The sequence below is a fragment of the uncultured Allobosea sp. genome (genome assembly GCF_945957345.1).
GTDB lineage: Bacteria > Pseudomonadota > Alphaproteobacteria > Rhizobiales > Beijerinckiaceae > Allobosea.
Map to the genome: position 1 here is coordinate 49,762 of NZ_CAMFKW010000006.1, position 23,489 is coordinate 73,250.

23 protein-coding genes are annotated in these 23,489 nt (G+C 67.0%); 6 read left to right on the forward strand and 17 right to left on the reverse strand.

Annotated elements, in window-relative coordinates; genetic code table 11:
- Nucleotides 1-37: 37 nt before the first annotated feature.
- The 6 genes from Q0Q36_RS04555 to Q0Q36_RS04580 all read right to left on the reverse strand — a co-directional run bounded on the left by Q0Q36_RS04555 (nucleotide 38) and on the right by Q0Q36_RS04580 (nucleotide 5,681).
- On the reverse strand, nucleotides 38-688 hold the full coding sequence (locus Q0Q36_RS04555) for an amino acid ABC transporter permease (RefSeq protein WP_293795898.1): 651 nt from the start codon (nucleotides 686-688) through the stop codon (nucleotides 38-40).
- A gap of 9 nt (nucleotides 689-697) precedes the next feature.
- A complete protein-coding gene (locus Q0Q36_RS04560) occupies nucleotides 698-1,366 on the reverse strand; it encodes an amino acid ABC transporter permease (RefSeq protein WP_293795899.1) in 669 nt (222 codons plus the stop codon).
- 111 nt (nucleotides 1,367-1,477) lie between these two features.
- The gene (locus Q0Q36_RS04565; RefSeq protein WP_293795901.1) at nucleotides 1,478-2,239 is read right to left on the reverse strand and encodes a 3-ketoacyl-ACP reductase; all 762 of its coding nucleotides are present in this window, start codon (nucleotides 2,237-2,239) and stop codon (nucleotides 1,478-1,480) included.
- Nucleotide 2,240: 1 nt separating this feature from the next.
- A complete protein-coding gene (locus Q0Q36_RS04570; RefSeq protein ID WP_293795903.1) occupies nucleotides 2,241-3,014 on the reverse strand; it encodes an enoyl-CoA hydratase/isomerase family protein in 774 nt (257 codons plus the stop codon).
- Nucleotides 3,011-4,603, reverse strand: a complete 1,593-nt coding sequence (locus tag Q0Q36_RS04575; protein WP_293795904.1) for an acyl CoA:acetate/3-ketoacid CoA transferase — start codon at nucleotides 4,601-4,603, stop codon at nucleotides 3,011-3,013. The genes Q0Q36_RS04570 and Q0Q36_RS04575 overlap by 4 nt, the downstream gene beginning before the upstream one ends.
- 25 nt (nucleotides 4,604-4,628) lie before the next feature.
- Nucleotides 4,629-5,681, reverse strand: coding sequence for a LacI family DNA-binding transcriptional regulator (locus tag Q0Q36_RS04580; RefSeq protein ID WP_293795906.1), 1,053 nt, complete (start codon nucleotides 5,679-5,681; stop codon nucleotides 4,629-4,631).
- A gap of 165 nt (nucleotides 5,682-5,846) precedes the next feature.
- Between Q0Q36_RS04580 and Q0Q36_RS04585 the strand changes: the two genes are divergently transcribed.
- From Q0Q36_RS04585 to Q0Q36_RS04595, 3 genes are all read left to right on the forward strand, one after another.
- Nucleotides 5,847-7,010 (forward strand): dihydrodipicolinate synthase family protein, encoded by a 1,164-nt coding sequence (locus tag Q0Q36_RS04585; protein WP_293795907.1) that lies wholly within the window; start codon nucleotides 5,847-5,849, stop codon nucleotides 7,008-7,010.
- A gap of 26 nt (nucleotides 7,011-7,036) precedes the next feature.
- The gene (locus Q0Q36_RS04590) at nucleotides 7,037-8,173 is read left to right on the forward strand and encodes an acyl-CoA dehydrogenase family protein (RefSeq protein ID WP_367187157.1); all 1,137 of its coding nucleotides are present in this window, start codon (nucleotides 7,037-7,039) and stop codon (nucleotides 8,171-8,173) included.
- A 133-nt stretch (nucleotides 8,174-8,306) separates the two neighbouring features.
- On the forward strand, nucleotides 8,307-8,657 hold the full coding sequence (locus Q0Q36_RS04595) for a hypothetical protein (protein WP_293795910.1): 351 nt from the start codon (nucleotides 8,307-8,309) through the stop codon (nucleotides 8,655-8,657).
- Between the two features lie 10 nt (nucleotides 8,658-8,667).
- Here the strand turns inward: Q0Q36_RS04595 and Q0Q36_RS04600 are convergent, their stop codons facing one another.
- On the reverse strand, nucleotides 8,668-9,369 hold the full coding sequence (locus tag Q0Q36_RS04600) for a metallophosphoesterase family protein (protein WP_293795912.1): 702 nt from the start codon (nucleotides 9,367-9,369) through the stop codon (nucleotides 8,668-8,670).
- Nucleotides 9,370-9,470: 101 nt separating this feature from the next.
- Nucleotides 9,471-10,094, reverse strand: coding sequence for an FMN-binding negative transcriptional regulator (locus Q0Q36_RS04605; protein WP_293795913.1), 624 nt, complete (start codon nucleotides 10,092-10,094; stop codon nucleotides 9,471-9,473).
- Nucleotides 10,095-10,169: 75 nt separating this feature from the next.
- On the opposite strand from Q0Q36_RS04605, the gene Q0Q36_RS04610 reads away from it, so the two are divergent.
- A complete protein-coding gene (locus Q0Q36_RS04610; protein ID WP_293795915.1) occupies nucleotides 10,170-11,597 on the forward strand; it encodes a PLP-dependent aminotransferase family protein in 1,428 nt (475 codons plus the stop codon).
- A gap of 3 nt (nucleotides 11,598-11,600) precedes the next feature.
- On the opposite strand, the gene Q0Q36_RS04615 is transcribed toward Q0Q36_RS04610, so the two are convergent.
- Together Q0Q36_RS04615 and Q0Q36_RS04620 are read right to left on the reverse strand one after the other, a co-directional pair.
- A complete protein-coding gene (locus Q0Q36_RS04615) occupies nucleotides 11,601-12,224 on the reverse strand; it encodes a TetR/AcrR family transcriptional regulator (RefSeq protein WP_293795917.1) in 624 nt (207 codons plus the stop codon).
- A gap of 6 nt (nucleotides 12,225-12,230) precedes the next feature.
- Nucleotides 12,231-13,424: a CaiB/BaiF CoA-transferase family protein gene (locus Q0Q36_RS04620; protein WP_293795918.1), complete on the reverse strand. Its 1,194-nt coding sequence runs from the start codon at nucleotides 13,422-13,424 to the stop codon at nucleotides 12,231-12,233.
- A gap of 112 nt (nucleotides 13,425-13,536) precedes the next feature.
- Here Q0Q36_RS04620 and Q0Q36_RS04625 point away from each other — a divergent pair, with 112 nt between their 5' ends.
- Nucleotides 13,537-14,688: an acyl-CoA dehydrogenase family protein gene (locus Q0Q36_RS04625; protein WP_293795919.1), complete on the forward strand. Its 1,152-nt coding sequence runs from the start codon at nucleotides 13,537-13,539 to the stop codon at nucleotides 14,686-14,688.
- 6 nt (nucleotides 14,689-14,694) lie between these two features.
- On the opposite strand, the gene Q0Q36_RS04630 is transcribed toward Q0Q36_RS04625, so the two are convergent.
- The 4 genes from Q0Q36_RS04630 to Q0Q36_RS04645 all read right to left on the reverse strand — a co-directional run bounded on the left by Q0Q36_RS04630 (nucleotide 14,695) and on the right by Q0Q36_RS04645 (nucleotide 18,844).
- Nucleotides 14,695-15,567, reverse strand: a complete 873-nt coding sequence (locus Q0Q36_RS04630; protein ID WP_293795921.1) for an ABC transporter permease — start codon at nucleotides 15,565-15,567, stop codon at nucleotides 14,695-14,697.
- Entirely contained in the window at nucleotides 15,567-16,484 is a 918-nt protein-coding gene (locus Q0Q36_RS04635) for an ABC transporter permease (RefSeq protein WP_293795923.1), read from the reverse strand. Before Q0Q36_RS04635 ends, Q0Q36_RS04630 begins: the two co-directional genes overlap by 1 nt.
- A gap of 94 nt (nucleotides 16,485-16,578) precedes the next feature.
- Nucleotides 16,579-18,102, reverse strand: a complete 1,524-nt coding sequence (locus Q0Q36_RS04640) for an ABC transporter substrate-binding protein (protein WP_293795924.1) — start codon at nucleotides 18,100-18,102, stop codon at nucleotides 16,579-16,581.
- 76 nt (nucleotides 18,103-18,178) lie between these two features.
- Nucleotides 18,179-18,844: an RraA family protein gene (locus Q0Q36_RS04645; protein ID WP_293795925.1), complete on the reverse strand. Its 666-nt coding sequence runs from the start codon at nucleotides 18,842-18,844 to the stop codon at nucleotides 18,179-18,181.
- 153 nt (nucleotides 18,845-18,997) lie between these two features.
- On the opposite strand from Q0Q36_RS04645, the gene Q0Q36_RS04650 reads away from it, so the two are divergent.
- Nucleotides 18,998-19,975: a LysR family transcriptional regulator gene (locus Q0Q36_RS04650; protein WP_293795926.1), complete on the forward strand. Its 978-nt coding sequence runs from the start codon at nucleotides 18,998-19,000 to the stop codon at nucleotides 19,973-19,975.
- Here the strand turns inward: Q0Q36_RS04650 and Q0Q36_RS04655 are convergent.
- The 3 genes from Q0Q36_RS04655 to Q0Q36_RS04665 all read right to left on the reverse strand — a co-directional run bounded on the left by Q0Q36_RS04655 (nucleotide 19,953) and on the right by Q0Q36_RS04665 (nucleotide 23,476).
- The gene (locus Q0Q36_RS04655) at nucleotides 19,953-21,197 is read right to left on the reverse strand and encodes a Zn-dependent hydrolase (RefSeq protein ID WP_293795927.1); all 1,245 of its coding nucleotides are present in this window, start codon (nucleotides 21,195-21,197) and stop codon (nucleotides 19,953-19,955) included. The genes Q0Q36_RS04650 and Q0Q36_RS04655 overlap by 23 nt on opposite strands.
- A 224-nt stretch (nucleotides 21,198-21,421) precedes the next feature.
- Nucleotides 21,422-22,444: a PleD family two-component system response regulator gene (locus Q0Q36_RS04660; protein WP_293795928.1), complete on the reverse strand. Its 1,023-nt coding sequence runs from the start codon at nucleotides 22,442-22,444 to the stop codon at nucleotides 21,422-21,424.
- A 12-nt stretch (nucleotides 22,445-22,456) separates the two neighbouring features.
- Nucleotides 22,457-23,476 carry a chemotaxis response regulator protein-glutamate methylesterase gene (locus Q0Q36_RS04665; protein WP_293795929.1) on the reverse strand — a complete coding sequence of 340 codons (1,020 nt, stop codon included), beginning with the start codon at nucleotides 23,474-23,476 and terminating at the stop codon, nucleotides 22,457-22,459.
- Nucleotides 23,477-23,489: the final 13 nt, after the last annotated feature.

Genomic DNA, 23,489 nt, shown 5'->3' on the forward strand with positions numbered 1-23,489 from the left:
CCTCTGAGGGGTAGGCTTGGTGTTGCATCGACGCTTTTTATCGCGCGGCGACGAGGAGCTTCCGCTCCATCCTCTTGCTGTAGGCCGAGAGCGGCCTGCAGATGACGTAATAGAGCAGCGCGACCAGCGCGAAGATCGTGAAGGGCCGGAAGGTGGCGTTGTTGATGACCTGCGCCGCGCGCGTCAGCTCGACGAAACCGATGATCGAGGCGAGCGAGGTGCCCTTGATGAGCTGCACCAGGAAGCCGATCGTCGGGGGAATGGCGATGCGGACCGCCTGCGGCGCCAGGACGAGCACCATCTTCGGCCAGTAGCGCAGGCCGAGCGAGGTCGCCGCCTCCCATTGTCCGCGTGGCACGACCTCGATGGCGCCGCGCCAGATCTCGCCGAGGAAGGCGCTGGCATGGAGCGAGAGGCCGAGCGCGGCCGCCGTCCAGGGATCGACCGACCAGCCGAACAGCCCCGGCACGAAAAAGGCGAGGAAGAGCTGCATCAAGAGCGGCGTGCCCTGGAAGACCTTGATGTAACCGGCCGAGGCGACCCGCAGCCACTTATACTCGCCGGTGCGGGCGAGCGCGATCAGTGCGCCGCCGATCGCGCCGCCGAGGAAGGCGACGAGCGAGAGCAGCAGCGTCCAGCGCACTGCCATGATGATGTAGATGATATCGGCTGATCCGAGCGTGCGCATCGTCTCACCTCACCGGGTTGGCTTGCGCAGGAAGGTGCGCTCGATGCCGGCGAAGACCGACCAGAAGAAGACGGAAAGGCCGAGATACATGCAGGTGACGATGAAATAGACCTCGAAGCTGCGGAAGGTGCGCGACTGGATATCGCCTGCCACCGCGGTCAGCTCGCTCGCCGCGATCGCCGAGCAGACGCTGGTGTTCAGCATCAGCAGGATGAACTGGCTGGTCAGCGAGGGATAGATCGCCTGGATCGCAGGTTTCAGGATGATGTAGCGGAAGATCTGGAGCGGGCGCATGCCCAGCGACTTGCCGGCCTCGATCTGGCCCTTCTGGATGCTCTCGATGCCGGCGCGGATGATCTCGATGCCGTAGGCGCCGACATTCACCACCAGAGCCAGCAGCGCCGCGCCGTTGGATGAGAATTTCAGGCCGAGCGATGGCAGGCCGAAATAGATCATGAAGATCTGGATGAGGAACGGCGTGTTGCGGATCAGCTCGATATATTCGTCGATGATCCAGACCAGCCATTTCGGCCCGGATGTCTTGCCGAGCGCGCCCGCGATCGAGACCACCATGCCGATCGCCATCGCCAGCGCCGAGAGCACGAGCGAATTGAACAATCCCTGCAACAGCTCGGGCCACGCCGCGAAGACGTCGGCGAAGTCGAATTCATAGCTCATGCGGACCGCCCGTTCCGGGCCGCGAAAGCCGAGCCGCTTTCATGTGCCTTCCCCATCCGTTCCTCCTGGCCGGCTGGATCGCCGGCTTCTTCGCCCCGCCGCCGAGAATCCCTACAATCGCGGAATCAGCAAGCCGCCATCGACATTGATCACCGTTCCCGTTGCATAGGCGAATTGTCCGCTGGTCAAGGCGGCGACCGCGGCGGCGACGTCCTCGCCTTCGCCCCAGCGTCCGGCGGGGATCAGCCCGTCGGCGATGCGCGCATCGTATTTGGCCGCGACCTTCGTCGTCATGTCGGTGCGGATCACGCCGGGGCGTACTTCGAAGACCGGAATGCCCTCCGGCGCGAGCCTGACCGCGAGCGCCTTCGCCCACATCGAGAGGCCGAGCTTCGAGACGCAATATTGCGCCCGATCGATCGAGACGAGCTCGGTCGAGGCCGAGGTGATGAAGACGATCGCGGGACGCTCCGGCCGGTCCGCCAGCATCGCCCTGGCGACTTCCTGGCTGAGGAAGGCGGCGCCGCGCAGGTTGATGTCCATCACGAGGTCGAAGCTCTCCTCGGTGATCTCCAGTATGTCGCCGCGCACGGGCGCGCCGATGCCGGCATTGGAGACGAAGAGGTCGAGCCGACCGAAAGCTGTCTTCACGTCCGCGACGAGGCCGGCATGGCTCGGGACCGCCGCGACATCGTGCCTGAAAAACCGGGTCTTCGCGCCGGCTGCCTGGAACAGCCTCGACGCTTCGGCGACGGCTTCGTCCTCGGCGATGTCGGTGAAAGCGATGTCGTAGCCGGCCTTGGCCAGCGCCACGCCGATCGCACGGCCGATGCCGCGCCGTGCGCCGGTGATGAGGGCAACGGGGCGCGTCATCTCATTCTCCCCGGTAAGTCGGCGTGCGCTTTTGCTGGAAGGCGGAGACACCCTCCTTCACGTCGTCGGTATAGGAGACGAGCGAGCTTGCCAGAGTCTCCATGATCGCGCCGCTATCCTCGTCCTCGGCGGCGTTGATGAGTTGCTTGACGACAAGGTTCGCAACCGGGCCGCGCTGGCAGATGCGCTCGGCCAGGGCCTGCGCCGCTGCGAGCGCGCCGCCCTTCTCGACGACCTGGTCGACGATGCCGAGCGTCAGCGCCTGCTCGGCGGTGACGATCTCGCCGGTCAGCGCGAGGCGGCGCGCCACCTGCCCGCCGAGCCGCCGGACCAGCCGCTGCGTGCCCGACCAGCCGGGGATCATGCCGAGCCCGGTTTCGGGCAGGCCGATCTTGGCCTGGACCTCGCAGATGCGGATATCGGCGGTGACGGCGAGTTCGAGCCCGCCGCCGAGCGCATGGCCGTTCATCGCGGCGATGACCGGCGGCTTCATCCGCGCGAGCTTGTCGAAGACGCGGTGGCCGGAGCGGACCCAGCCTTGCCCCATTTCCAGTGGGGACAGCCCGCCCCAGGCGACGATGTCGCCGCCGGCGCAGAAGGCCTTGCCCTCGGCGGTCAGGATGACGGCGCGCACCGAACGATCGGCATCGATGGCATCGGCGAAGCGGCCGAGCAGGCCGACCATGACGTCGTCGAGTGCGTTGAGCTTTTCCGGGCGGGCGAGCGTGATCGTCGCGATGCCGGCGGCGATGTCGAGGCGGACGGGATCGCTCATGCCGCTCTCGCGGGGAGTTCGAGGCCGATGAGCGCCTCGTCGAAGAGCGCGGCGTCCATCAGCTTCAGCGGCTTCGGCACCAGCAGCGGGAATTCGCTCTGGGCGAGGATATCGCGCTCCAGATCGACGCCCGGCGCGATCTCGGTGACGACGATGCCCTCGGCCGTGAGCTTCATCACGCAGCGCTCGGTGACATAGGTGATGTCCTGGCCCTGGGCGATCGCGCGAGGGCCGGAGAAGGAGATATGCTCGACCGCCTCGACCAGCTTCTTCACCTTGCCTTCCTTCTCGATGACGAGTTTGCCGTCCGTGATCGCCAGCTTGGCAGCGGCGCTGAAATAGCCGGAGAAGACGATGCGCTTGGCCCGCGCGGTGATGTCGATGAAGCCGCCGGCGCCGGCTGTGACATGAGGACGCACGCCGAGCTTGGAGACATTGACGCAGCCCTGCCGGTCGATCTGCAGGAAGGAAAGCAGCGACATGTCGAAGCCCGCTCCCTGGAAATAGGTGAACTGGTAGGGGGAGGGGACGATCGCCTCGGCATTGGAGGCACAGCCGAACTGGAATTCGAGCAGCGGCACGCCGCCGACGGCGCCCTGCTCGATCACCCAGGTCACGGCGCCGTGCTGGCCTTCCTCGATCAGGATGCGCGGGACATTGGCGGAGATGCCGAAGCCGATATTGACGGCATCGCCATGGCGCAATTCCTGCGCGACGCGCCGTGCGATGACCTTGGCGACGTCGAAGGCCGGGGTCTCGAAGCTCGACAGCGGCCGGCGCACCTCGCCGGAGATGGCGGGATCGTAGACGGTCTGCGTTGTCTGCATCTGGTCGGGCGCGACCACGATGGCATCGACGAGGATGCCCGGCACGAAGACGGCCTGGGTGTTGAGGCTGCCGGCCTCGACCACGCGCTTCACCTGCGCGATGACGATGCCGCCATTGTTGCGCACGGCCAGCGCCTGATCGAGCGGGCCGAGCAGGCCGCCCTCATGTTCGTAGGAGAGGTTGCCGCGCTCGTCGGCCGTGGTGGCGCGAATGATCGCGACCTTCGGCACGATGCTGCGGAAATAAAGCCAGTCCTCGCCGTCGAACTCGACGCGGCTGACGATCGGCTCGGCCATGGCGCGCGCGTTCATGGCGCAGCCCTGATGCCTGGGGTCGACGAAGGTGTCCATGCCGATCTTGGTCAGCACGCCCGGGCGCTTGGCCGCGGCCTCGCGATGCATGTCGAACAGGATGCCGCTCGGGATGTTGTAGGCCGGGATCTCGTTGCCCGCGACCATCTTCCAGATCGCGGGCGGCTCGGCGGAGGACGGGCCGGAGGGGTAGGAGCCGCCCATGATCCGCGCCAGCAGGCCGGGCTTGGCGATATGGTCGACGCCCTTGACGCCCCACATGTCGCCGGCTGCGATCGGGTGCAGCGTCGTCAGGTTGCGCGGATGCCCTGACGCATCGAAGCGCCGGCCGATCGCTGCCAGCACAGCGTCCGGGCAACCGAGCCCGGATGAGGAGGAGACCGTGACGATCGCATCGTCCGGGATCAAGGCAGCGGCTTCGTCGGCGGAGAGGATGCGAGGAAAGGCCATGATCGCTTGTCTCTTCGGAAAGGGTTCATCCGGCGGCTGCGAGCGCGCGTTGATAGGCGCCGCAGGATTCGCGGATGACGAGATGGGCGGGGCCGATGAAGCTCTCGGCCTCGGCGGCGGGGTCGTTGATCTGCTTGAGCAGGAGGGCGGCGGCGCGCTCGCCGAGGCCGACGGGATCGACCGCGACGGTGGTCAAAGCCGGGGAGACATGGCGGGCCTCGCTGGTGTCGTCGAAGCCGACGATGGCGATGTCGCGCCCGACGACGAGGCCGTGGCGCGCGGCGGCGAGCATCGCGCCGATCGCGGTGACGTCGTTGTAGCAGACGACCGCGGTCGGCCGGTCGGCGAGCGAGAGCACCGCGCTCATCGCGCCGAAGCCGCCGTCGCGCGTCGGCATGCTCTCGAGGTTGAGCGCCGGGTCGATGCTGCGGCCGGACGCTTCCATCGCCGCGAGGAAGCCGCCATGCCGCTCCTGCCGGACGACCATCGAATGCATGCCGCCGAGAAAGGCGATGCGCTCATGGCCGAGATTGATCAGGTGGCGGGTGACGCGGCTGGCGCCAACGAGGTTCTCGGGCACGACGACGCTGGTATCGGCGCCGGGCAAGCGGCGGATCGCCACCAGTAGCGCGGTGCCGGCCGCCTTGGCCCAATCGAGATGCTCGGGGCGCGTATCCAGGGCGGGGCAGAGGATGATGCCGCCGGCGCCATGCTCGCGCATCATCCGCATCACCTGGTCCTGCCGCACCACGCTCTCGGCGGTGTTGGCCATGAAGGCGACATAGCCCGCCATCTGCAGCACCTTCTCCACGCCGATGGCGAACTCGGCGAAGAACGGGTTGGAGAGGTCGTTGAGGACGAGGCCGACGATGCGGGACTGCGCGTTGCGAAGGTTGGCGGCACCGCGATTATAGACATAGCCGAGCCGGTCCATGGTCTGCAGGACGTGCTGGCGGGTCTCGGGCTTCACCGCGCCGCGGCCGGTGAGGACGAGCGAGACCGTCGATTTCGAGACGCCGGCGGCGTCTGCGATCTCGATGATCGTCACCTTCCCCTTGCTGCTTTGCAACTGCGGCATGGTTTCGTCCCTGATGCGCGTGGCGCTCTTCTTTTCTTGGAACGTTCCATTATCAGCGAATGGAGCAGTGCGCAATATGCCTCTTTCAAAGCCTTTATGGCCTCTGTATAAAGCTGGAAATACGTTTCATAATTGGAACGTTCCAATAAATCGTCGGAGGAAGCGATGGTCGAGATCAGCCTGCCCCGCCTGGACGGCAGCAGCGAGCGCTACAGGCTGGCGCCGCCTTCGCCTTTTCCACAGACGGCCAAGCCCAACGGCATCCGCACAGTCTATGCCGCCGCCCATGTCGTCGCCGACCCGCTGAAGCTGGTCGATCCCTGGAGGGAACCGGCCGTCGACTGGGACGCGACGCTCGCCTTCCGGCATCATCTCTGGGGCCTCGGCTTCAAGATCGCCGAGGCGATGGACACCTCGCAGCGCGGCATGGGGCTGGACTGGCCGAACGCGGCAGAGCTCATCACCCGCGTCCTCGCCGAGGCCAAGGTGACACCGGGCGCCGATCTCGCCTGCGGCGCCGGCACCGACCAGCTCGCCCCGCAGGAGGCCCGCAGCCTCGACGACGTGATCCGCGCCTATGAGGAGCAGATCGGCCATATCGAGGAGCATGGCGGCAAGATCATCCTGATGGCGAGCCGCGCGCTCTGCCGTGTCGCGAGGGGCCCGGACGATTATCTCGCCGTCTACGACCGCCTGATCCGCCAGTGCCGGGGCAAGGTGATCCTGCACTGGCTCGGCGAGATGTTCGATCCGGCGCTGGCCGGCTACTGGGGCAGCCGCGATTTCGAGCCGGCGATGGAGACCGTGCTCACCCTGATCCGCGAGCACGCCGACAAGATCGACGGCATCAAGATCTCGCTGCTTGACGCGGGCAAGGAGATCACGATGCGCCGCCGCCTGCCGGCGGGTGTCGTCATGTATACCGGCGACGACTTCAACTATGCGGAGCTGATCGGCGGCGACGAGCAGGGCTTCTCGCACGGGTTGCTCGGCATCTTCGACCCGATCGCTCCGGCTGCGGCTGCTGCCTTCGCCAAGCTGGAGGCAGGCGATCGCGCTGGCTTCCACGCCATTCTCGATCCCACCGTCGCGCTCTCGCGTCGGCTCTTCGAGGCGCCGACGCAGCACTACAAATGCGGCGTCGTCTTCCTCGCCTGGCTCAACGGCTTCCAGAACCATTTCCGCATGGTCGGCGGCGCGGAATCGGCGCGCGGCATCCTGCATTATGCCGATCTCTTCCGCCTCGCAGATCAGTCGGGGCTGCTGATCGATCCCGACCTGGCGGCGCGGCGGATGACCCATCTCTGCGCCCTCAACGGCGTCGTCTGAGGGGAGGGCAGGCCATGCACGCTCCCCTGCTCGATGCCGAGATCTACGACCAGATCCGCGAGACCGCCCGGCGCTTCGCCGAGGATATCGTCAGGCCCGTCGCCAACGATCTCGACCGCGACGAGAGCTTTCCCGCCGAGATCTACGCCCAAATGGGCGAACTCGGTCTGTTCGGCATCACGGTGCCGGAGGAACATGGCGGCGCCGGGCTCGATACCTACGCTTACTCCATCGTCATGGAAGAGCTCTCGCGCGGCTATTCCTCGGTTGCCGACCAGTGCGGCCTCGTCGAACTGATCGGCACGTTGCTCACCCGCTACGGCACGCCGGAGCAGTTGGCGCGGCTGCCCGACATCCTCGCGGGCAAGACGCGCGTCGCCTATTGCCTGACCGAGGCCGAGGCGGGCTCCGACCTCTCGAACGTCCGCACGACCGCGCGCGAGACGGCCGAGGGCTATGTCATCGACGGCGGCAAGCTCTGGATCCACAACGCGCCGGTCGCCGATCTCGGCTTCGTGCTGGCTTCGACCGATCCTGCCGCCGGCCATCGCGGCATGAGCATCTTCCTGGTCGATCTCAACGCTCCGGGTGTCTCGCGCGGGCCGAAGGAGCACAAGATGGGCCAGCGCGCGAGCCAGGTGGGCGCGCTGACCTTCGACGGCGTCACGGTACCGCGCGAGGCGCTGCTCGGCCCCAAGGGGCGGGGCTTCCACATCATGATGAGCGTGCTGGAGAAGGGCCGGGTCGGCATCGCCTCGCTGGCGGTCGGCATCGCGCAGGCCGGCCTCGAAGCTGCGCTCGGCTATGCGCGCGACCGGCGGCAGTTCGGCAAGCCGATCCTCGACAATCAGGGCCTGCAATGGCTGCTCGCCGACATGGCCAAGGACATCGCCGCCGCCCGCGCTCTCGTCGAGCGCGCCGCGTTGCTGATCGACCATGAGAAGCCCGCGACCTCGGCCTCATCGATGGCCAAGTGCTTCGCCAGCGACATGGCAGTGGCGCAGACCGCCAATGCCGTGCAGGTCTTCGGCGGCTCCGGTTATATCCGCGGCTTCGAGGTCGAGCGGCTTTATCGCGACGCCAAGATCACGCAAATCTATGAGGGTACCAACCAAATCCAGCGCACCATCATCGCGCGGGAGTTGATCAAGAACGGCGCCTGAAGCCAAGTTGTGGCAGGCCCTGCCACAACATCACCGCGAAATGACCAGACCGGCTTCAGCCTGAGACCGCATTTGAGCTGTCCGATGGGCCACTCATCGCCAACCTACAGGAGGATACTCCATGCGAAAGGCCATGATTGCCATCAGTACCGCACTGCTTGTCTCTGGCAGCGCTCTGGCGCAAGCGCCGACCACGCCGACCCCGCCAGCTCAATCCGAGCCCTCCGACAACGAAAAGGCGGGGACGATCAAGTCTGTCAGCGTCGTCGACATGGATGCCTTGCCGGCGGCCGCCCAGGAGCAGGTGACGCAGCGGTCGAAGGCACAGCCAGCCGGTCAGATTCAACGAATCCAGGCTACGATCGAGAACGAGCCGAAGCTGAAATCGGCTCTCGCCACGAAGGGCTTCACCTCCCGTGACGTGGTGCTCGCCTCGCTCGACAATGACGGCGAACTGACCATCGTCGCCAAGCGGGCGTCGTAAACCCGGCGGCTCAGCCCTCCCGGACGATGCGGATCAGCTCCGCCTCGACCTCCGGGGGATGGCCGAGCTTTTCGAGCTTCGCGACCGTCGTTTCGATCGGGTAGTCGTAGCTGCGGAGTTCGAAGACGCCATCCTGCCAAACCGCGTAGCTTGGCCGCGGCTTACCTCGCCGTGGTTGGCCGATACTGCCGGGATTGACGACGGTCTTGTTTCCGATCTGGCGGATGAAGGGCGTATGCGTATGCCCGACCAGCAACACGTCGGCGTCCACGCTGTCCAGTTCGGCCGCCCAACCCTCCGCATCTGCCAGCAGATAGCCGTAATGCGGGTCCGACGGTGTCGCGTGGACGAGCTGGAAGCGCGTTCCCTCGCGCTCGACCTTCACCGTCAATGGCAATTCGCGCAGGTAGCGCTTCTGCTCGTCGTTCAGCTCGGCTGAAGTATGGCGCCGCGTCGCCTCAGCCATGGCGCGAAATGCCGGCGTCCAGCGGCTGTCGTCGTCGAAGCCGACGGCATGGTCGTGATTGCCCTGGATCGCGATATCGGCCCTGTCGCGGAGGATTTCGAGGACCTCGCGCGGCTGCGGGCCGAAATTGACCTGATCGCCCAGCACCCAGAGTTCGTCGAAACTCCCTGGAATCATCTGGCTCTCGAAAAACACCTGCAGCGCATCGAGATTGCCGTGGATGTCGGAGATGATCGCGATTTTCATAGGCCGGCTCGTCAAGGCTGTCGCGGCGGGTTCATGCTTGCCGCAACCCGCCGTCACCCCTGATTAGGCCTGCCGCTTCGCGAAGGCGAGCCCGACCGGGCTCATACCGGGATCAGGGTTGCGACATGGCGATCCATCGGCCGCTCGCTCCCCGCGAGGCCGGCGGCCACGCCGGAGCGATCCGCCGGGCTGCGGTTCTGGCTGAGCTTGCGCTTGCCTTCGAGTGTCGCGATCGGCATGCGCAGGCCGACGATGCCCCGCAGTTGCGCCTGGATGAACTCCGGCGGAGCGTCGGAGACCGCCCAGGGCGCGGCGCGCTCGCCCTCGTGCAGGTTGGTGAGGCGCGTCACGACATTCAGCAAGCGGGCGGGATCGTCGAAGAACTCGACCGGGCCGGAAGCGTGGACCGTCACGTAGTTCCAAGTCGGCACGACCTTGCCGGTCTCCTGCTTCAGCGCATACCAGCTCGGCGTCACATAGGCGTCGGGGCCTGCGAATATGGCGAGGCCGTTGCCGACCGTGGGCGTGCGCCATTGCGGGTTCGCCCTGGCCAGATGCCCGTAGAGAACCCCATGCTCGCCCTCGCTTTCGTCGATGAAGAGCGGCAGCGGCGTCGCCAGCGGCCCCTCTGCCGTCGCGGTGATGAAGGTCGCGAGCCGCGCGGCGCGGATCGTCGCCAGCAGGCTCGTCCTGTCCTCGTCGCGAAAGGCCGGTGGGGTGTACATGCGGGAACTCCTTGTGCCGCCGCTGTCATGCCTGCAATCTGGACCTTCAGGAATATCCAGTTCCAAGGGTTTTAAGTGGTCCAGTTGGAAGAGCAGGGCGTCGCCCGCCGGATCATCGCCGCGATCAAGCAGCGAATCCATGACGGAGAATACCGGCCGGGCGATCGTCTGCCGTCGAGCCGGGCGCTCGCCATCGAATGGGGCGTGTCGCGGACGACAGTCACGGCCGCCTATGGGCAGTTGATCGCGGAGGGCTACCTGCTCAACCGCCCCGGCGCGCGCGCCGTCGTGGCACGTGGGCTTGCCGCGGTGCCTGTGCCGGAGGTTGCGGCTGCGACTGGGGCGCGAACCTTGTCCGATTTTGCCGAGCGCCTGCTGGCCTTGCCCGCGCCGGCCCAATTCCAGACGCATCGCGTCGCCGATCTCCGTTATGGCGACCTGAGCGGGGCGGATTTCCCGATGCTGGCCTGGCGCCGCGCTCTCAATCGGGCGAGCCTGCGCCGGGCCGAACGGTTGCGTTACAGCGATCCGCAGGGCTCAGCTCCACTGAGGGCAGCGTTGCAGAGCTATCTGTGGCGCGCCCGCGGGATCAGTTGCAGCCCGGAACAGATCATCGTCGTCAATGGCTCGCAGCAGGGGCTCGACCTCTGCGCCCGACTGCTGCTCGATCCCGGCGATAGCTTCGTCATGGAAGATCCCGGCTATGTGCTGGCGCGGCATGCCTTCGCGGCCTCCGGTGGCGTGGTCGTGCCCGTTGCCGTCGATCGTGAGGGCATCCGAACGGAGGGGCTGCCCACGGCACGATTGGCCTATGTCACGCCGTCTCATCAGTATCCGCTGGGCAGCGTCCTCTCGGCGGCGCGGCGGCGCGCCCTGCTGGACTGGGCTGCCGAAGCCGGGGCCGTGATCGTCGAGGACGATTACGATGGCGAGTACCGGCACGGCGTCGCGCCGATCCCGCCCTTGCAGACTTCTGCGCCGGACAAGGTGATCTATCTCGGCACGGTCTCGAAGACGCTGTCGCCGACGCTACGGCTGGGCTATCTCGTCGTGCCGCCCGATCTCTGCCGCATCTTCGCGGAGGCGAAGCGCCTGACCGACCGGCATACGCCGCTGCTGGAGCAGGAGGCGCTGGCGGAGTTCCTGGCCAGCGGCGGCTATGAACGCCATGTCCGCAGTATCCGGCGGCGGAATGCGGAGCGCCGGGCCGCGCTGCTACAGGCTCTCGCCGAGGAATGCGGGACGCGCCTGACGGTAACCGGCGCGGATACCGGCCTGCATGTCGTCGCCTGGCTGAACGGCGTCCCGGCGGAGCGCGAGGCGGCGATCGTCGCAGCGGCCCGCGAGGCCGGGATCGGCCTTTATCCGATCGGGCCGCTCTATGCCTCGGGAACGGAACGCCTGGCCGAGGCCGGTTTCGTCATCGGCTATGCGGCGCATGATGTCGAGGTGATCCGGCGTGGCGTCGCCGGGCTGGCCAAGGTGCTTGCGGCGGTTGCCTGACGATCAGCCGCGCAGGCCGCCGAGCATCAGGTCGCAATAATCCTGTGCGAAGGTGGCGGCGCGGCGGCCCTTGCCCGGCTTGAACCAGCGCACCATCCAGTTGAGCATCGAGAGGACGGCGCGGCTCGTCACATCGACGTCGATCGGCCGGAAGGCGCCTCGGGTGATGCCGTCGGCGATGATTTGTCTCAGAGACTGTTCGTGCTCGTCGCGCAGCTTCTGCGCTTCGGCGATCATCACAACATTCTCCATGCCGCCATAGCCGACGAGCATGGTGAGGAAGCCGTCATAGTGATCCTCGAAGAAATCGGCATGGGCGGTCATGAAGCGGGCCAGCGCCTCTTCCGGGCCGGAGGCGCCGGCCGTCGCTTGCGAAACATGCCGGCGCAAGCCTTCCAGCGTGCGCACGATGATCGCCTCGTAGATCTCCTGCTTGTTGGGAAAGTAATGGTAGATCGCCGCCTTGGTGACACCGACAGAGGTCGCGAGCTCGCTCAGCGATGTCCCGTCATAACCGTCGCGGGCGAAGAGTCGGGCGGCATCGTCGAGGATGCGGTCGCGCGCGTTTTCGATGGTCGGCGGGCGACCCTGGCGTTTCGGTTTCAGGTCGCTGCTGGGGCGCGGCATGGCGTCTTAGCCGATCGCACCGGAAGCGCGCAGGCGCTCGATCTGCTCTGGCAGTAGGCCGAGATGTTCCGCCAGAATCGCGTCGGTATGCTCCCCGACTGCGGGCGGCGGCGTCGGCTCCCGCTGTGGGCTCGCGGATAGGCGCAAGGGGCTGCGGACCGAGCGGAAGGTCCCGATCGTCGGCGCCGGCACGGAGAAGACGCTCTGGCGCAATTCCGCGATGTCGCTGGTCAAGGCCTGCCCGACGCTGCGGACATCGCCGGCTGGAACATCGGCGGCGTGCAGATCGGCCAGTGTTCCGGCAAGCTTCAGGCCGGCGAAATGCCGTTCGAGCAGGGGCAGCAGGGTTTCGCGATGCTCGGTGCGCTTGCGGTTGGTCGCATAGCGCGGGTCTTCCGCCAGCTCGGGCAGGCCGATCACCCGGCAGAAGCGCCGGAACTGCTCGTTAGTGCCGACGGCGATAGCGATGCGGCCATCGCTGCAGGCGAAGATCTGGTAGGGCGCAATGCTGGGATGGGCATTGCCGTAGCGGCCATGCTCCTTGCCGGTGTTGAGATAGCCCGAGGCGACATTCGCAAGGAGGAACAAGGCGCTGTCATTGAGCCCGATATCGAGCCATTGGCCCTCGCCGGTGCGCTCGCGCATGTAGAGTGCGGCAAGGACCGCCTGCACCGCGTTCATGCCGGTGACGAGGTCGATGAAGGCGACACCCAGGCGCATCGGCTCGCCGTCGCGCTCCCCGGTGATCGCCATGAAGCCGGATTCGGCCTGGATGATGAAGTCGTAGCCGGGGCGCTCCTCCTGTGCGTGGCCGCGGCCATAGCCGGAGATCGAGCAGACGATCAGGCGCGGATTGATCGCCTTGAGGTCGTCATAGGTCAGCTTGAACTTACGCAGCGAGGCCGGCCGGAAATTCTCGACGAGGATATCGGCCTGCTTGGCGAGCCCGACGATGATCTCGCGGCCCTCGGGCGTGCCGATATCGACGGCGAGGCTCTTCTTGTTGCGGTTGGCGCCGAGATAATAGGTCGAGATGCCCTCGACCGAGGGCGGCATCCAGCCGCGCGTGTCGTCGCCCGCGCCGGGCTGCTCGATCTTCCAGATCTCGGCGCCGAGATCGCCCAGCGTCATGGTCGCCCAGGGGCCGGCGAGGACGCGGGTGAGATCGAGGACCTTGATGCCTTCCAGTACCGCGCCCATCGCCGCCCGCCTCGTGCTCTCGATATTTACTTACCGGCTGGAAGGTATTTAAATGTACTTCCTTGTCAAGGAAGCCCGAGGCGCCGGGCGCGGGCAAGCAAGGGAGAGGACGATGGCCTTGGACAGCGAGACGATGCAGGGGCTGCTGGAGAGCGTGACGCGCTTCGTGCGCGAACGCCTGCGGCCGCTGGAACATCAGGTCGCGCAGGAGGATCGTATCCCGCCCGAGATCCGCCGGGAGATCGCGGATATGGGGCTGTTCGGCCTGTCGATCCCGGAGGAATATGGCGGGCTCGGCCTGACGATGGAGGAGGAGGTTCGGGTCGCCTTCGAGCTCGGCAAGACCTCGCCGGCTTTCCGCTCGCTGATCGGCACCAATAACGGCATCGGCTCGCAGGGGCTTATCATGGACGGCACGCAGGAGCAGAAGCGGCGCTACCTGCCGCGCCTGGCCTCGGGCGAGCTGATCAGCTCCTTCGCGCTGACGGAGCCGGAAGCGGGCTCGGATGCGGCCTCACTGAAGACCTCGGCGCGGAAGGTCCAGGGCGGCTATGTCCTCAATGGCACCAAGCGCTTCATCACCAATGCCCCGCATGCCGGGCTGTTTACGGTGTTCGCCCGCACCGACCCATCTCAGCCCGGCGCGAAGGGCGTTTCGGCTTTCCTCGTCGAGGCCGGAACGCCGGGCCTTTCGCTCGGGCCAACCGACAGGAAGATGGGCCAGAGTGGCTCGCATACCTCTGACGTGATCTTCGCGGATTGCCGCGTTCCCGCCGACGCGCTGCTCGGCGGGCGCGAGGGGCAGGGTTTCCGCACGGCGATGAAGGTGCTCGATCGTGGGCGCCTGCACATCTCGGCAGTCTGCGTCGCGATGGCCGAGCGCGTGATCGACGACAGCCTGCGCTACGCCGTCGAGCGCAAGCAGTTCGGCCAGCCGATCGCCGAGTTCCAGCTCGTGCAGGCGATGCTGGCCGACAGCCGGACGGAGGCCTATGCGGCGCGCTGCATGGTGCTGGAGACCGCGCGCGCCAAGGATCGGGGCGAGGATGTCGCGACCGACGCCGCCTGCTGCAAGCTCTTCGCCAGCGAGATGGTCGGACGCGTGGTCGATCGGGCCGTGCAGATTCATGGCGGTGCCGGCTACATCGCCGATCACGGCATCGAGCGCTTCTACCGGGATGCGCGCCTGTTCCGGATCTACGAGGGCACCTCGCAGATCCAGCAGATCGTCATCGCCCGCAACATGGTAAAGGCGCTGGGCTGAAACCGCTCAGAGCCGTTCGTCGAGTGCGTCGCGGACGCCGTCGCCGAGCAGGTTCACCGCCAGGATCAGCAGGCAAAGGCTGGCGCCGGGCAGGGCGATCAGCCAGGGATCGAACAGGATGTGTTCGCGTCCTTCCGCGATCATCAGGCCCCAGGAGGGCGTCGGCGGCTGGGCGCCGAGACCGAGGAAGGAGAGCGCGGCTTCGAGCAGGATGACGTTGGCGATCTCCAGCGTCGCGACCACGATCAGCGTGTTGCGCAGGTTCGGCAGGATGCCGTGCAGCATGATGTAGAGATGCGAGGCGCCGAAGGACTGGGTCGCCTGCACGAATTCGCGGCTGCGCAGGCTCTGTGCCGCGGCGCGCACCACCACCGCGAAACGGTCCCAGAGCAGCAGGCTGAGCACGATCGCCAGCGTCTTCAGCGAGGCGCCGCCGAGTGCCACCGCCGCAAGCGCGACCAGCACGATCGGCAGCGAGAGGCGGGTCGTCACGACGAAGCTGATCGCCATGTCGGTGCGACCGCCGAAATAGCCGGCGGCGAGGCCGAGCATCGTGCCGATGAACCCGGCGCAGAGCGTGACGCCGAGGCCGATCAGCAGCGAGACGCGGGCGCCGTAGAGCAGGCGGGCTAGGTAATCTCGGCCGAGATGGTCGGTGCCGAGCCAGTGGGCCGGGTCGGAACCGGGATACCAGAAGGGCGCCACCATGCGTTTGCCGAGATCCTGCGTGATCGGGTCATGGCTCGAGAGCCAGGGCGCGAAGATCGCGACGAAGACGATGATGGCGAGCAGGCCGCCGCCGATGCGGATGGCGCTGCTGGCGCCCAGGCCCTTGAAGAGCTTGCGTCGGCGGATGGCGGGGCTGTCGGCGATCGACATCAGGCGCTCCTCAAGCGGGGATCGAGCCAGGCATTGATCAGGTCGGCCACTGTCGTCAGCGTCACGTAGATCAGCGAGAGGATCAGGATGATCGCCTGCACGACGGGCAGGTCGCTGCGCAGCAGCGATTCCCAGGCGAGGCGGCCGAGCCCGTTGATGGCGAAGACGCTCTCGATGACGATCGAGCCCGAGAGCATCAGGCCGAACTGGACAGCGGCGAGCGAGACCAGCGGCAGCACGGCGTTGCGCAGGGCATGGACCAGCAGGACGCGCGGCTGCGAGGCGCCTTTGGCGCGGGCCGTGCGGATATAATCGGCGGTGAGAACGTCGATCATGCCGGCCCGTGTCAGGCGCATCAGGGCGGGCATGGCGTAGTAGCTGAGCACCACGACAGGCAGGATATAGCCCTGCCAGCTTTCGGTGCCGGAGATCGGCACGAGCCCGTACCAGACGCCGAAGACGACGATCAGGATCAGGCCGAGCCAGAAGCTCGGGATCGCCTGGCCGAGCACGGCCAGCATCAGAGCGATGCGATCGATCGTGCCGCCGGGCTTGAGCGAGGCGAGGATGCCGAGCGGAACAGCGACCACGAGCGCGAGCAGGAAGGCGGCGGAGCCGAGGACCAGCGTGACCGAGAGTCGCTCGGCGATAATCGGCGCCACCGGCAGGTTGAAATAGAGGCTTGTGCCGAAATTGCCGGCGAAAGCATTGCCGATCCAGCTCAGGAACTGCAGCGGGATCGGCCGGTCGAGGCCATAGGCATGGCGGATCAGTTCGACATCCTGCGCCCGGCCGGCCTGGCCGGCGAGAACGACGGCGGGATCGCCGGAAACGAACATCAGTCCGAAGGCGACGGCAGAGACCGCGAGGGCCACGAGGGCGGCGACGATCAGGCGGCGCGCGAGAAAGGGCAGCATGACGGCTCCGGGGATAGCGGGTCGGCCTGCCTGGCAGGGATGGCGCCGCTATCCGGCGAAAGCCGGTAGCGGCGCGGCGATACGGATGAAGCTGTTACTTCCAGCTCGACAGCCACCAGCGGGCGAACTCGTCCGGATGTGGCTTGAAGGTCAGGTCCTTCGACAGGCCGTAATTGATGTTGAAGTCGTACATCGGCAGCCAATAGGCCTGATCGGCGATCTTCTTCAGCGCCTTGGAATAGTTCGCCTCGCGCAGCGCACGGTCCTGCGAGGTGTCGGCCGCGTTGACCAGCTCCATGACGTCCTTGTCCTGGACGAGGTCGTCGGCGCCGCCGCCGAAGAAGTTGGAGATGATGAAGGCGACGTCGCCGGTGCCGTAGCTGCCCCAGTTGGTGAAGAAGGCCGGCAGTTCGCCCGCGCGCCATTTCTGCACGCCGGCCGCGTATTGCTGCTCGTTCAGCGTGGTGCGGATGCCGACCTTGCCGAGATCATTGGCGATTGCCTCGGCGACCGGGCGCGGCATGGCGGCGAAGACCATCTCCAGGTCGAGCCCGTTGGCGAAGCCGGCCTCGGTCAGCAGCGCCTTGGCCTTGGCCGGGTCATAGGCGTATTTCGTCACGTCCTGGGCGCAGCCGAACTGCTTGGGATTGCAGGCAGAGTTCAGCACCTGCGAGGCGCCGCCGGCGAAGGCCTTGACGATGGCCTCGCGGTTGACGGCGTGGTTGATCGCCTGCCGGACCTTCAGGTTCTTGGTCGGGTAGTCCTTGCCCTTTCCGGTCACGGTCATGCCGACATAGGAGATGCGCATGATCGGCCCGTTGACGATCTGGACGCGGCTGGCGAGGCGCGCTGCCTGATCCGGCGGGATGCGCCAGGTCCAGTCGAGCTTGCCGGCCATCAGCTCGGCGAACTGGGTGTTGAGCTCGGGAATGGTGCGCACCACGATCTTGCCGATCGCGGGCTTGCCCTTCGGGCTGCCGGCATAGTGGCCGTCGAAGCGCTCGAAGGCGTAGCGGATGCCGGGCGTCATCTCGGTGAGCTTGTAGGGGCCGGTGCCGATCGGCTTGGCCGCCATGCCGGCCGATCCGACCTCCTTGAAATAGGCAGCCGGGTAGATCGGTAGCGCATCGGCCAGCATCTCGACCGCGCCGGCGAAGGGCTTGGCCATCTTGATGCGGACCTGGAAGTCCGAGACCTTCTCGACCTTGTCGATCCAGTCCACGGCGATGCGGAAGCGCGTGCCATAGGCGGGGTCGAGCACGGTGGTCAGGGTGTAGACCACGTCGTCGGCGGTGAACTTGGCGCCGTTATGGAAGGTCACGCCTTCGCGCAGGTCGAACTCCATGGTCATGGGATCGACAAAGCGCCAGGCTTTGGCGAGCGCCGGCTTGATCTCGCCGGTGTCGAGATCCTTGTAGAGCAGGCCGTCATAGATGTGCCGGGCGAGGATCAGGCCCTCGCGGCCGGCGATCTTGTAGGTGTCGAGCGCTTCCGGCTCCAGCGCGAAGGCGGCATTCAGCGTGTCGTCGGCCTTGCCGGCCATGGCCGGAGCCGGTGCCAGGGCGAAGGAGGCGGCCAGAAGCGCGCCGGCCAGCGCGGTCGTTCCCAAAATCTTCATCGGTCTGTTCCCCTGTGTTTTCTGGATGATCCATCCGGCCGGAGCGCGCCTCTATGGGCGATTCTGCGGCCGGAGCCTACGAAGTCCGCAACTTTTCCCAGAGCTTCCGCGCGCCGTTGATCTCGTCGATGCGTTCGCCTTTGAGGACGCGCGCGATGACATCGGGCTCGGCCGCCTGCATGGTGGCGCAGGTCCGGGCCAGCGTCTCGGCTTCGGCGGGATCGATGACGCAGACGCCGTTCTCGTCGGCGAGGACGAGGTCGCCGGGGCGCACCGTCGCGCCGCCGCACTGGACGGTCTCGCCGATCGTGCCGCCCTTGCCGAGGAGCTTGGTCGTCAGCGGCGAGCGGCCGCGGCACCAGACCGGAAGACCCGAGGCCCGGATCGCCGCGACATCGGTGACGAAGCCGTCGATGACGACGCCGACGATGCCGGCGGCCTGCGCGGCTGCGGTCATCACGGCACCCCAGCAGGCGTGGCGATCGTCGCCCTGGCGGTCGATGACGAGGATGTCGCCGGGCCTTGCCTGTGTCAGCGCGCAGGAGAGCACCGCGCCGTCATCGGGCGGTACGCTGACGGTGAAGGCCGGGCCGCAGACGCGCGGTTCCTCGATGACGCACTGGATCGCCGGGACCATGAACCCCTCGGTCAGGATATGGCCGAGCGTCGCGGTCTCGATCTCGCGGAAGAGCGCGGCGCGCTGTGCGATCGAGGCTTCGGCCGATGATCCGGTCGCTGTCATGGTCGCCCCTGCGCTGGAGGATGTCGCGTTCTGCCGAACCTACGGAAGCACCGAAACCGGGTCCAATAGACAGTTCCTATGCTAAGCATAGGCTTGCCACGGCAGCGGGTTTGCATAAGGGGCAGGGACCACCAAGGGAAGAGAGATACGCGCTTGAGCGGAACGAAGCCGAAGCTGCACCATCTCAACTGGAACCTGCTGCATACCTTCCTCGTCATCGTCGAGGAACGCAGCATCACGCGGGCAGCCGACCGGTTGCTCGTGCGTCAGCCCACGGTCAGCGCTGCCCTGCAGCGGCTGGAGGAGACGCTGGGCGGCCAGCTCATCCAGCGCGACAGCCGCCGCTTCGTCCTGACCAAGCGCGGCGAATTGCTCTACAAGGAATGCGTCGACATCTACCGCAGCGTGGCGCGCATCGGCGACCGGCTGTCGGAGGATCATGACGACCTGACCGGGCTGGTTCGGCTGCTCGTCGTCACCCATGTCGTGCTGCCGCCGCTCGACCGGACGCTGACGCTGCTCAACCGAAAGCATCCCGGCGTCAGCGTGCGGATCGACGTCGCCAACAGCCAGGACATCGTCAGGGCGGTTTCGCAGAAGCTCAGCCCCTTCGGCTTCTGCCTGCTCGCCAAGCCCCTGGCCGGGCTCGATTGCCGGCCGCTGCTGCGCGAGGAGTTCGGCATCCTGTGCGGGCGCGGGCATCCGCTCTTCGGGCTCGCGGACGTGTCGCTCGCCGAACTGCGCGACGAGCCCTTCGTCGCGCTCGCCTGCGGGCAGGACGGGGCGCTGGAGCCGATGGTGTCGGTCAGGGAAGGGGCGGGGCTCGGCAGCCGGGTCGTCGGCTCCAGCCCCAATCTCGAAGAGGTCACCCGGATGATCGCCGCCGGGCTCGGCATTGGCATCCTGCCGCTGGCTTCCGTGGCCGAGGCGCTGGAGAGCCGTTCGCTATGGAACCTGGCCCGGCCGGAGGATCTGCTCGGCGCCGATCTCTATTTCATCTCCAACCCGGCCATGCAGCTCAGCGCCGCGGAAGAGGCCTTCCTGCGGCTGTTCGAGCAGCGGCTCAGCGCGACCGAGGAGGAGCCGGCGGAGGCCGCCGAGGTTCTCCTCAGCGATCCGCCCGTGCCATGACGGTGTGAAGCAGCACGTTGAGCCCGGGTTCCAGGTCTTCCCTGGTGCAGAGCTCGGCATTGTTGTGGGTGATGCCGCCCTTGCAGGGTGCGAAGATCATCGTCGTGGGCGCATGGCGTGCGACAAAATAGGCGTCGTGCCCAGCCTGGCTGAGGATGTCCTGCGTGCGGTAGCCCAGCCCCAGCGAGGTCTGGCGGACGCTGTCGATCAGCTCCTGCGCGAAAATCCTGCCGCCCCATTTCCAGATGTCGAGGATCTCGGCCGTGCAGCCGGCGCGGGCAGCGGATTCGCCGACAGCGCGGCGCACGCGCTCGGCCATGACTTCTGAGGTTTCGGGATCGGGATGACGGACGTCGCAGACGGCCTGCGCCCAGTCGGAGAGGATGCCCGGCTTGTTCGGCCAGGCGGCAAGGCGCGCGGCGGTCGCCTTGCCGCCGCTGCCGGCATAAGTCCAGCCGATCTCGTCGGTCTCGACCAGCAGGCGGGCGCCGGCCAGAAGGGCGTTGCGGCGGCGCTCCATCGGCCAGGGGCCGGTATGGGCGGTCTCGCCCTTGAACTCGACGAGCATGCCGGTGCTCGGGAAGCCGCCGGTGACGACGCCGACCTGCATGCCGTCGCGGTCCAGGTAGTAGCCCTGCTCGATATGGAACTCGACATAGGCGTCGAAGGCGTGGGGCACGGCTTCCATTTCGCCGCGATAGCCGATCCGCTCGAGCTCCTGGCCGATCGTGCGGCCTTCCTCGTCGGTACGGCCTTGTGCCCAGTCGAGCGTATAGGCGCCGACGAAGCAGCCGGAACCGACCATCGGCGGCGAGAAGCGCGCACCTTCCTCGTTGGTCCAGTTGACGATCTCGATCGGCCGGCGCGTGCGATGGCCGAGCGCGTCGAGCGTGCGGCAGACTTCGAGACCGCCGAGCACGCCGGCAATGCCGTCGAAGCGGCCGCCATTGATCTGTGTGTCGAGATGGCTGCCCATCACCACCGGCGGCAGGCTGTCATCGGTGCCGGCGCGGCGGGCGAAGATGTTGCCGATGCCGTCGACGCGCACGGTGAGACCCGCCTCGCGGCACCAGCCGACGAAGGTGTCGCGCACCTCCTTGTCGGCATCGGAGAGGGCGAGACGCGAGAGGCCGCCCGGACGGCCCGGGCCGATCTCGGCCGAGCGCTCGATCGTGGTCCAGAACCGCTCGATGTCGATACGGGCCGTGTCGAGGCTGGGCATGACGGTCTCCTCTCGGCCGGATCGGGCGGGAGCTGCTGCGGGGCGATTGCGGCGATGGTCCGCCGCGCGACCGCAGGCGAACTCTTCAGCTCAGGATTTCAGGCGAGGGGGCGCGCAGGCAAATAGATATTGCCTATGCTTGCCATCGGCCCGCCTGCACCGGCCAGAGAACCATGCGCCGCCGGCTTTCACTGATTGGATGCCGGCTGCCCTGCAGGAGCCGCTCAGCGGTGCGGCGGCAGTTCCGCATAGACCAGGCGGTTGCGGCCCTCGTTCTTGGCGCGGAAGAGGGCGAGGTCGGCGGCATTGACCAGCCGTGCCGGGTCGCCTTCGGCATCCGGCCAGGCGGTCGCCACGCCGGCGCTGATCGTCACCCGGTCGGCACCGTGCGCGATGTTGAGGTCGCGCACGCCCTGCACCAGCCTCTCGGCGACATGGATCGCCCCTTCCTGAGGCACGCCGGTCAGGATCACCACGAATTCCTCGCCGCCGAAGCGCGCGGCGAGATCGGTCGAGCGGGTCGAGCCGTCCTGGATGACGCGGGCGACCTGCTTCAGCACGTCGTCGCCGGCGAGATGGCCATAGGCGTCGTTGTAGCGCTTGAAATGATCGACATCGATCATCAGCACGGAGAGCGGGCTCTTCGTGCGCTGGCAGCGCTTCCACTCGGCGGCGAGGTATTCGTCGAAATAGCGGCGGTTGCCGAGGCCGGTCAGCCCGTCGATCCGGGTCAGGCGCTCCAGCTCCAGATTGGCGCGCATCAGTTCGCGCTGGCTTTCGCGCAGAGCGCGATAGGCCTCGTCGCGCTGGAGGTGATCGAGATAGGCGCGGGTGTGGTAGCGCACGCGGGCGATCAATTCGACCTTGTCCGGCAGCTTGACGAGATAGTCGTTCGCACCGGCCTGGAACGCCTCGCTCTTCGTCGCCGGGTCCTCCTTGGTCGAGAGCACGATGACGGGTATCGCATGCAGGGCCGGATGCTTGCGATATTGCCGCACGAGGTCGAGCCCGTCGACGCCGGGCATGACGAGGTCCTGCAGGATCACGGTCGGCTTGACGCGCTGGGCGACGGCGATCGCCTCCAGCGGATCAGTGCAATAGTGGAAGTCGAGATCGCCGTGATGGGCGAGCGCGCGCCGCACGGCCTCGCAGACCATGACCTGGTCGTCGACCAGCAGGACCATGGACAGGTAACTGTCGGCCGGCGGCGGGACATCAGGCAGGGAGGGCTTCGTTTCGCCTGTCATGGGCAACCTTCATCACGACAATGGGGCGCACGCCTCGGTCAGGCGTGGGGCGATCGCGCCCAGCGGTAGAATCTCGGCGGCTGCACCGATGGCCGCTGCAGCCTTGGGCATCCCGTAAACCGCGCTTGTGGCCTTGTCCTGCGCGATCGTCAAACATTGCCTGTCGCGCAGCAGCTTCAGGCCGCGGGCGCCGTCGCGCCCCATGCCCGTCAGCAGGACGCCGATCGGCGCCCCCTGCCAGCGTTCCGCGACGCTTTCGAAGAACACGTCCACCGACGGGCGATAAGGATAGTCGCGTGGTTCGATCCGGTAGCCGAGCTCTCCGCCCGCCTCGAAAACGAGGTGATTGGCGCTCGCCGCGATCAGCACCACTCCGCGCTCCGGCTTGTCGCCCTCGCGCGCCGGCCGGACGGGCAGGCGGCAATGCTGACCGAGCCAACTCGCGAAGCCCGGAACGAATTGCTCGTCGAGATGCTGGACGAGGATGATCGGCGCCGGGAATTCGGGCGGCAGGTCGCCCAGCAGCGTCGCTACGGCGGCCGGGCCGCCGGCGGAAGCGCCGATGGCGACGAGACGCTGGGAGGGGGAGGCCGGGGCCGGCGGCTGTCGCTGGCTGCGGCTCACCGGCGGCAGGCTGCGCGAGAGGCGGCCGATCGTGACGATGCGCGCCAGCAATGCGGCGGTCTGCGCCGAGCTGTGGCCGCTGGTGCCGACGCTGGGAATGTCGACCGCGTCGAGCGCGCCGTAGCCCATCGCCTCGTAGACGCCGGAGACATTGGCATCGACGCTGGCCGTGACCAGCAGGATCGGGCAGGGCGTCTCGGCCATGATCAGGCGCGTCGCCTCGACGCCGTCCATTTCCGGCATGTTGAGGTCCATCAGGACCAGGTCGGGCCGGTCGCGCCGGCAGGCCTCGACCGCCTCGAGGCCATTCATGGCGATCCAGGCCACTTCGTGTTCAGCCGTAGAAGCGATGACGCGTCGCAACAGCTCGACCGCCATCGGCAGGTCGTTGACCAGCCCGATCCTCATGAAACGCCCCCAC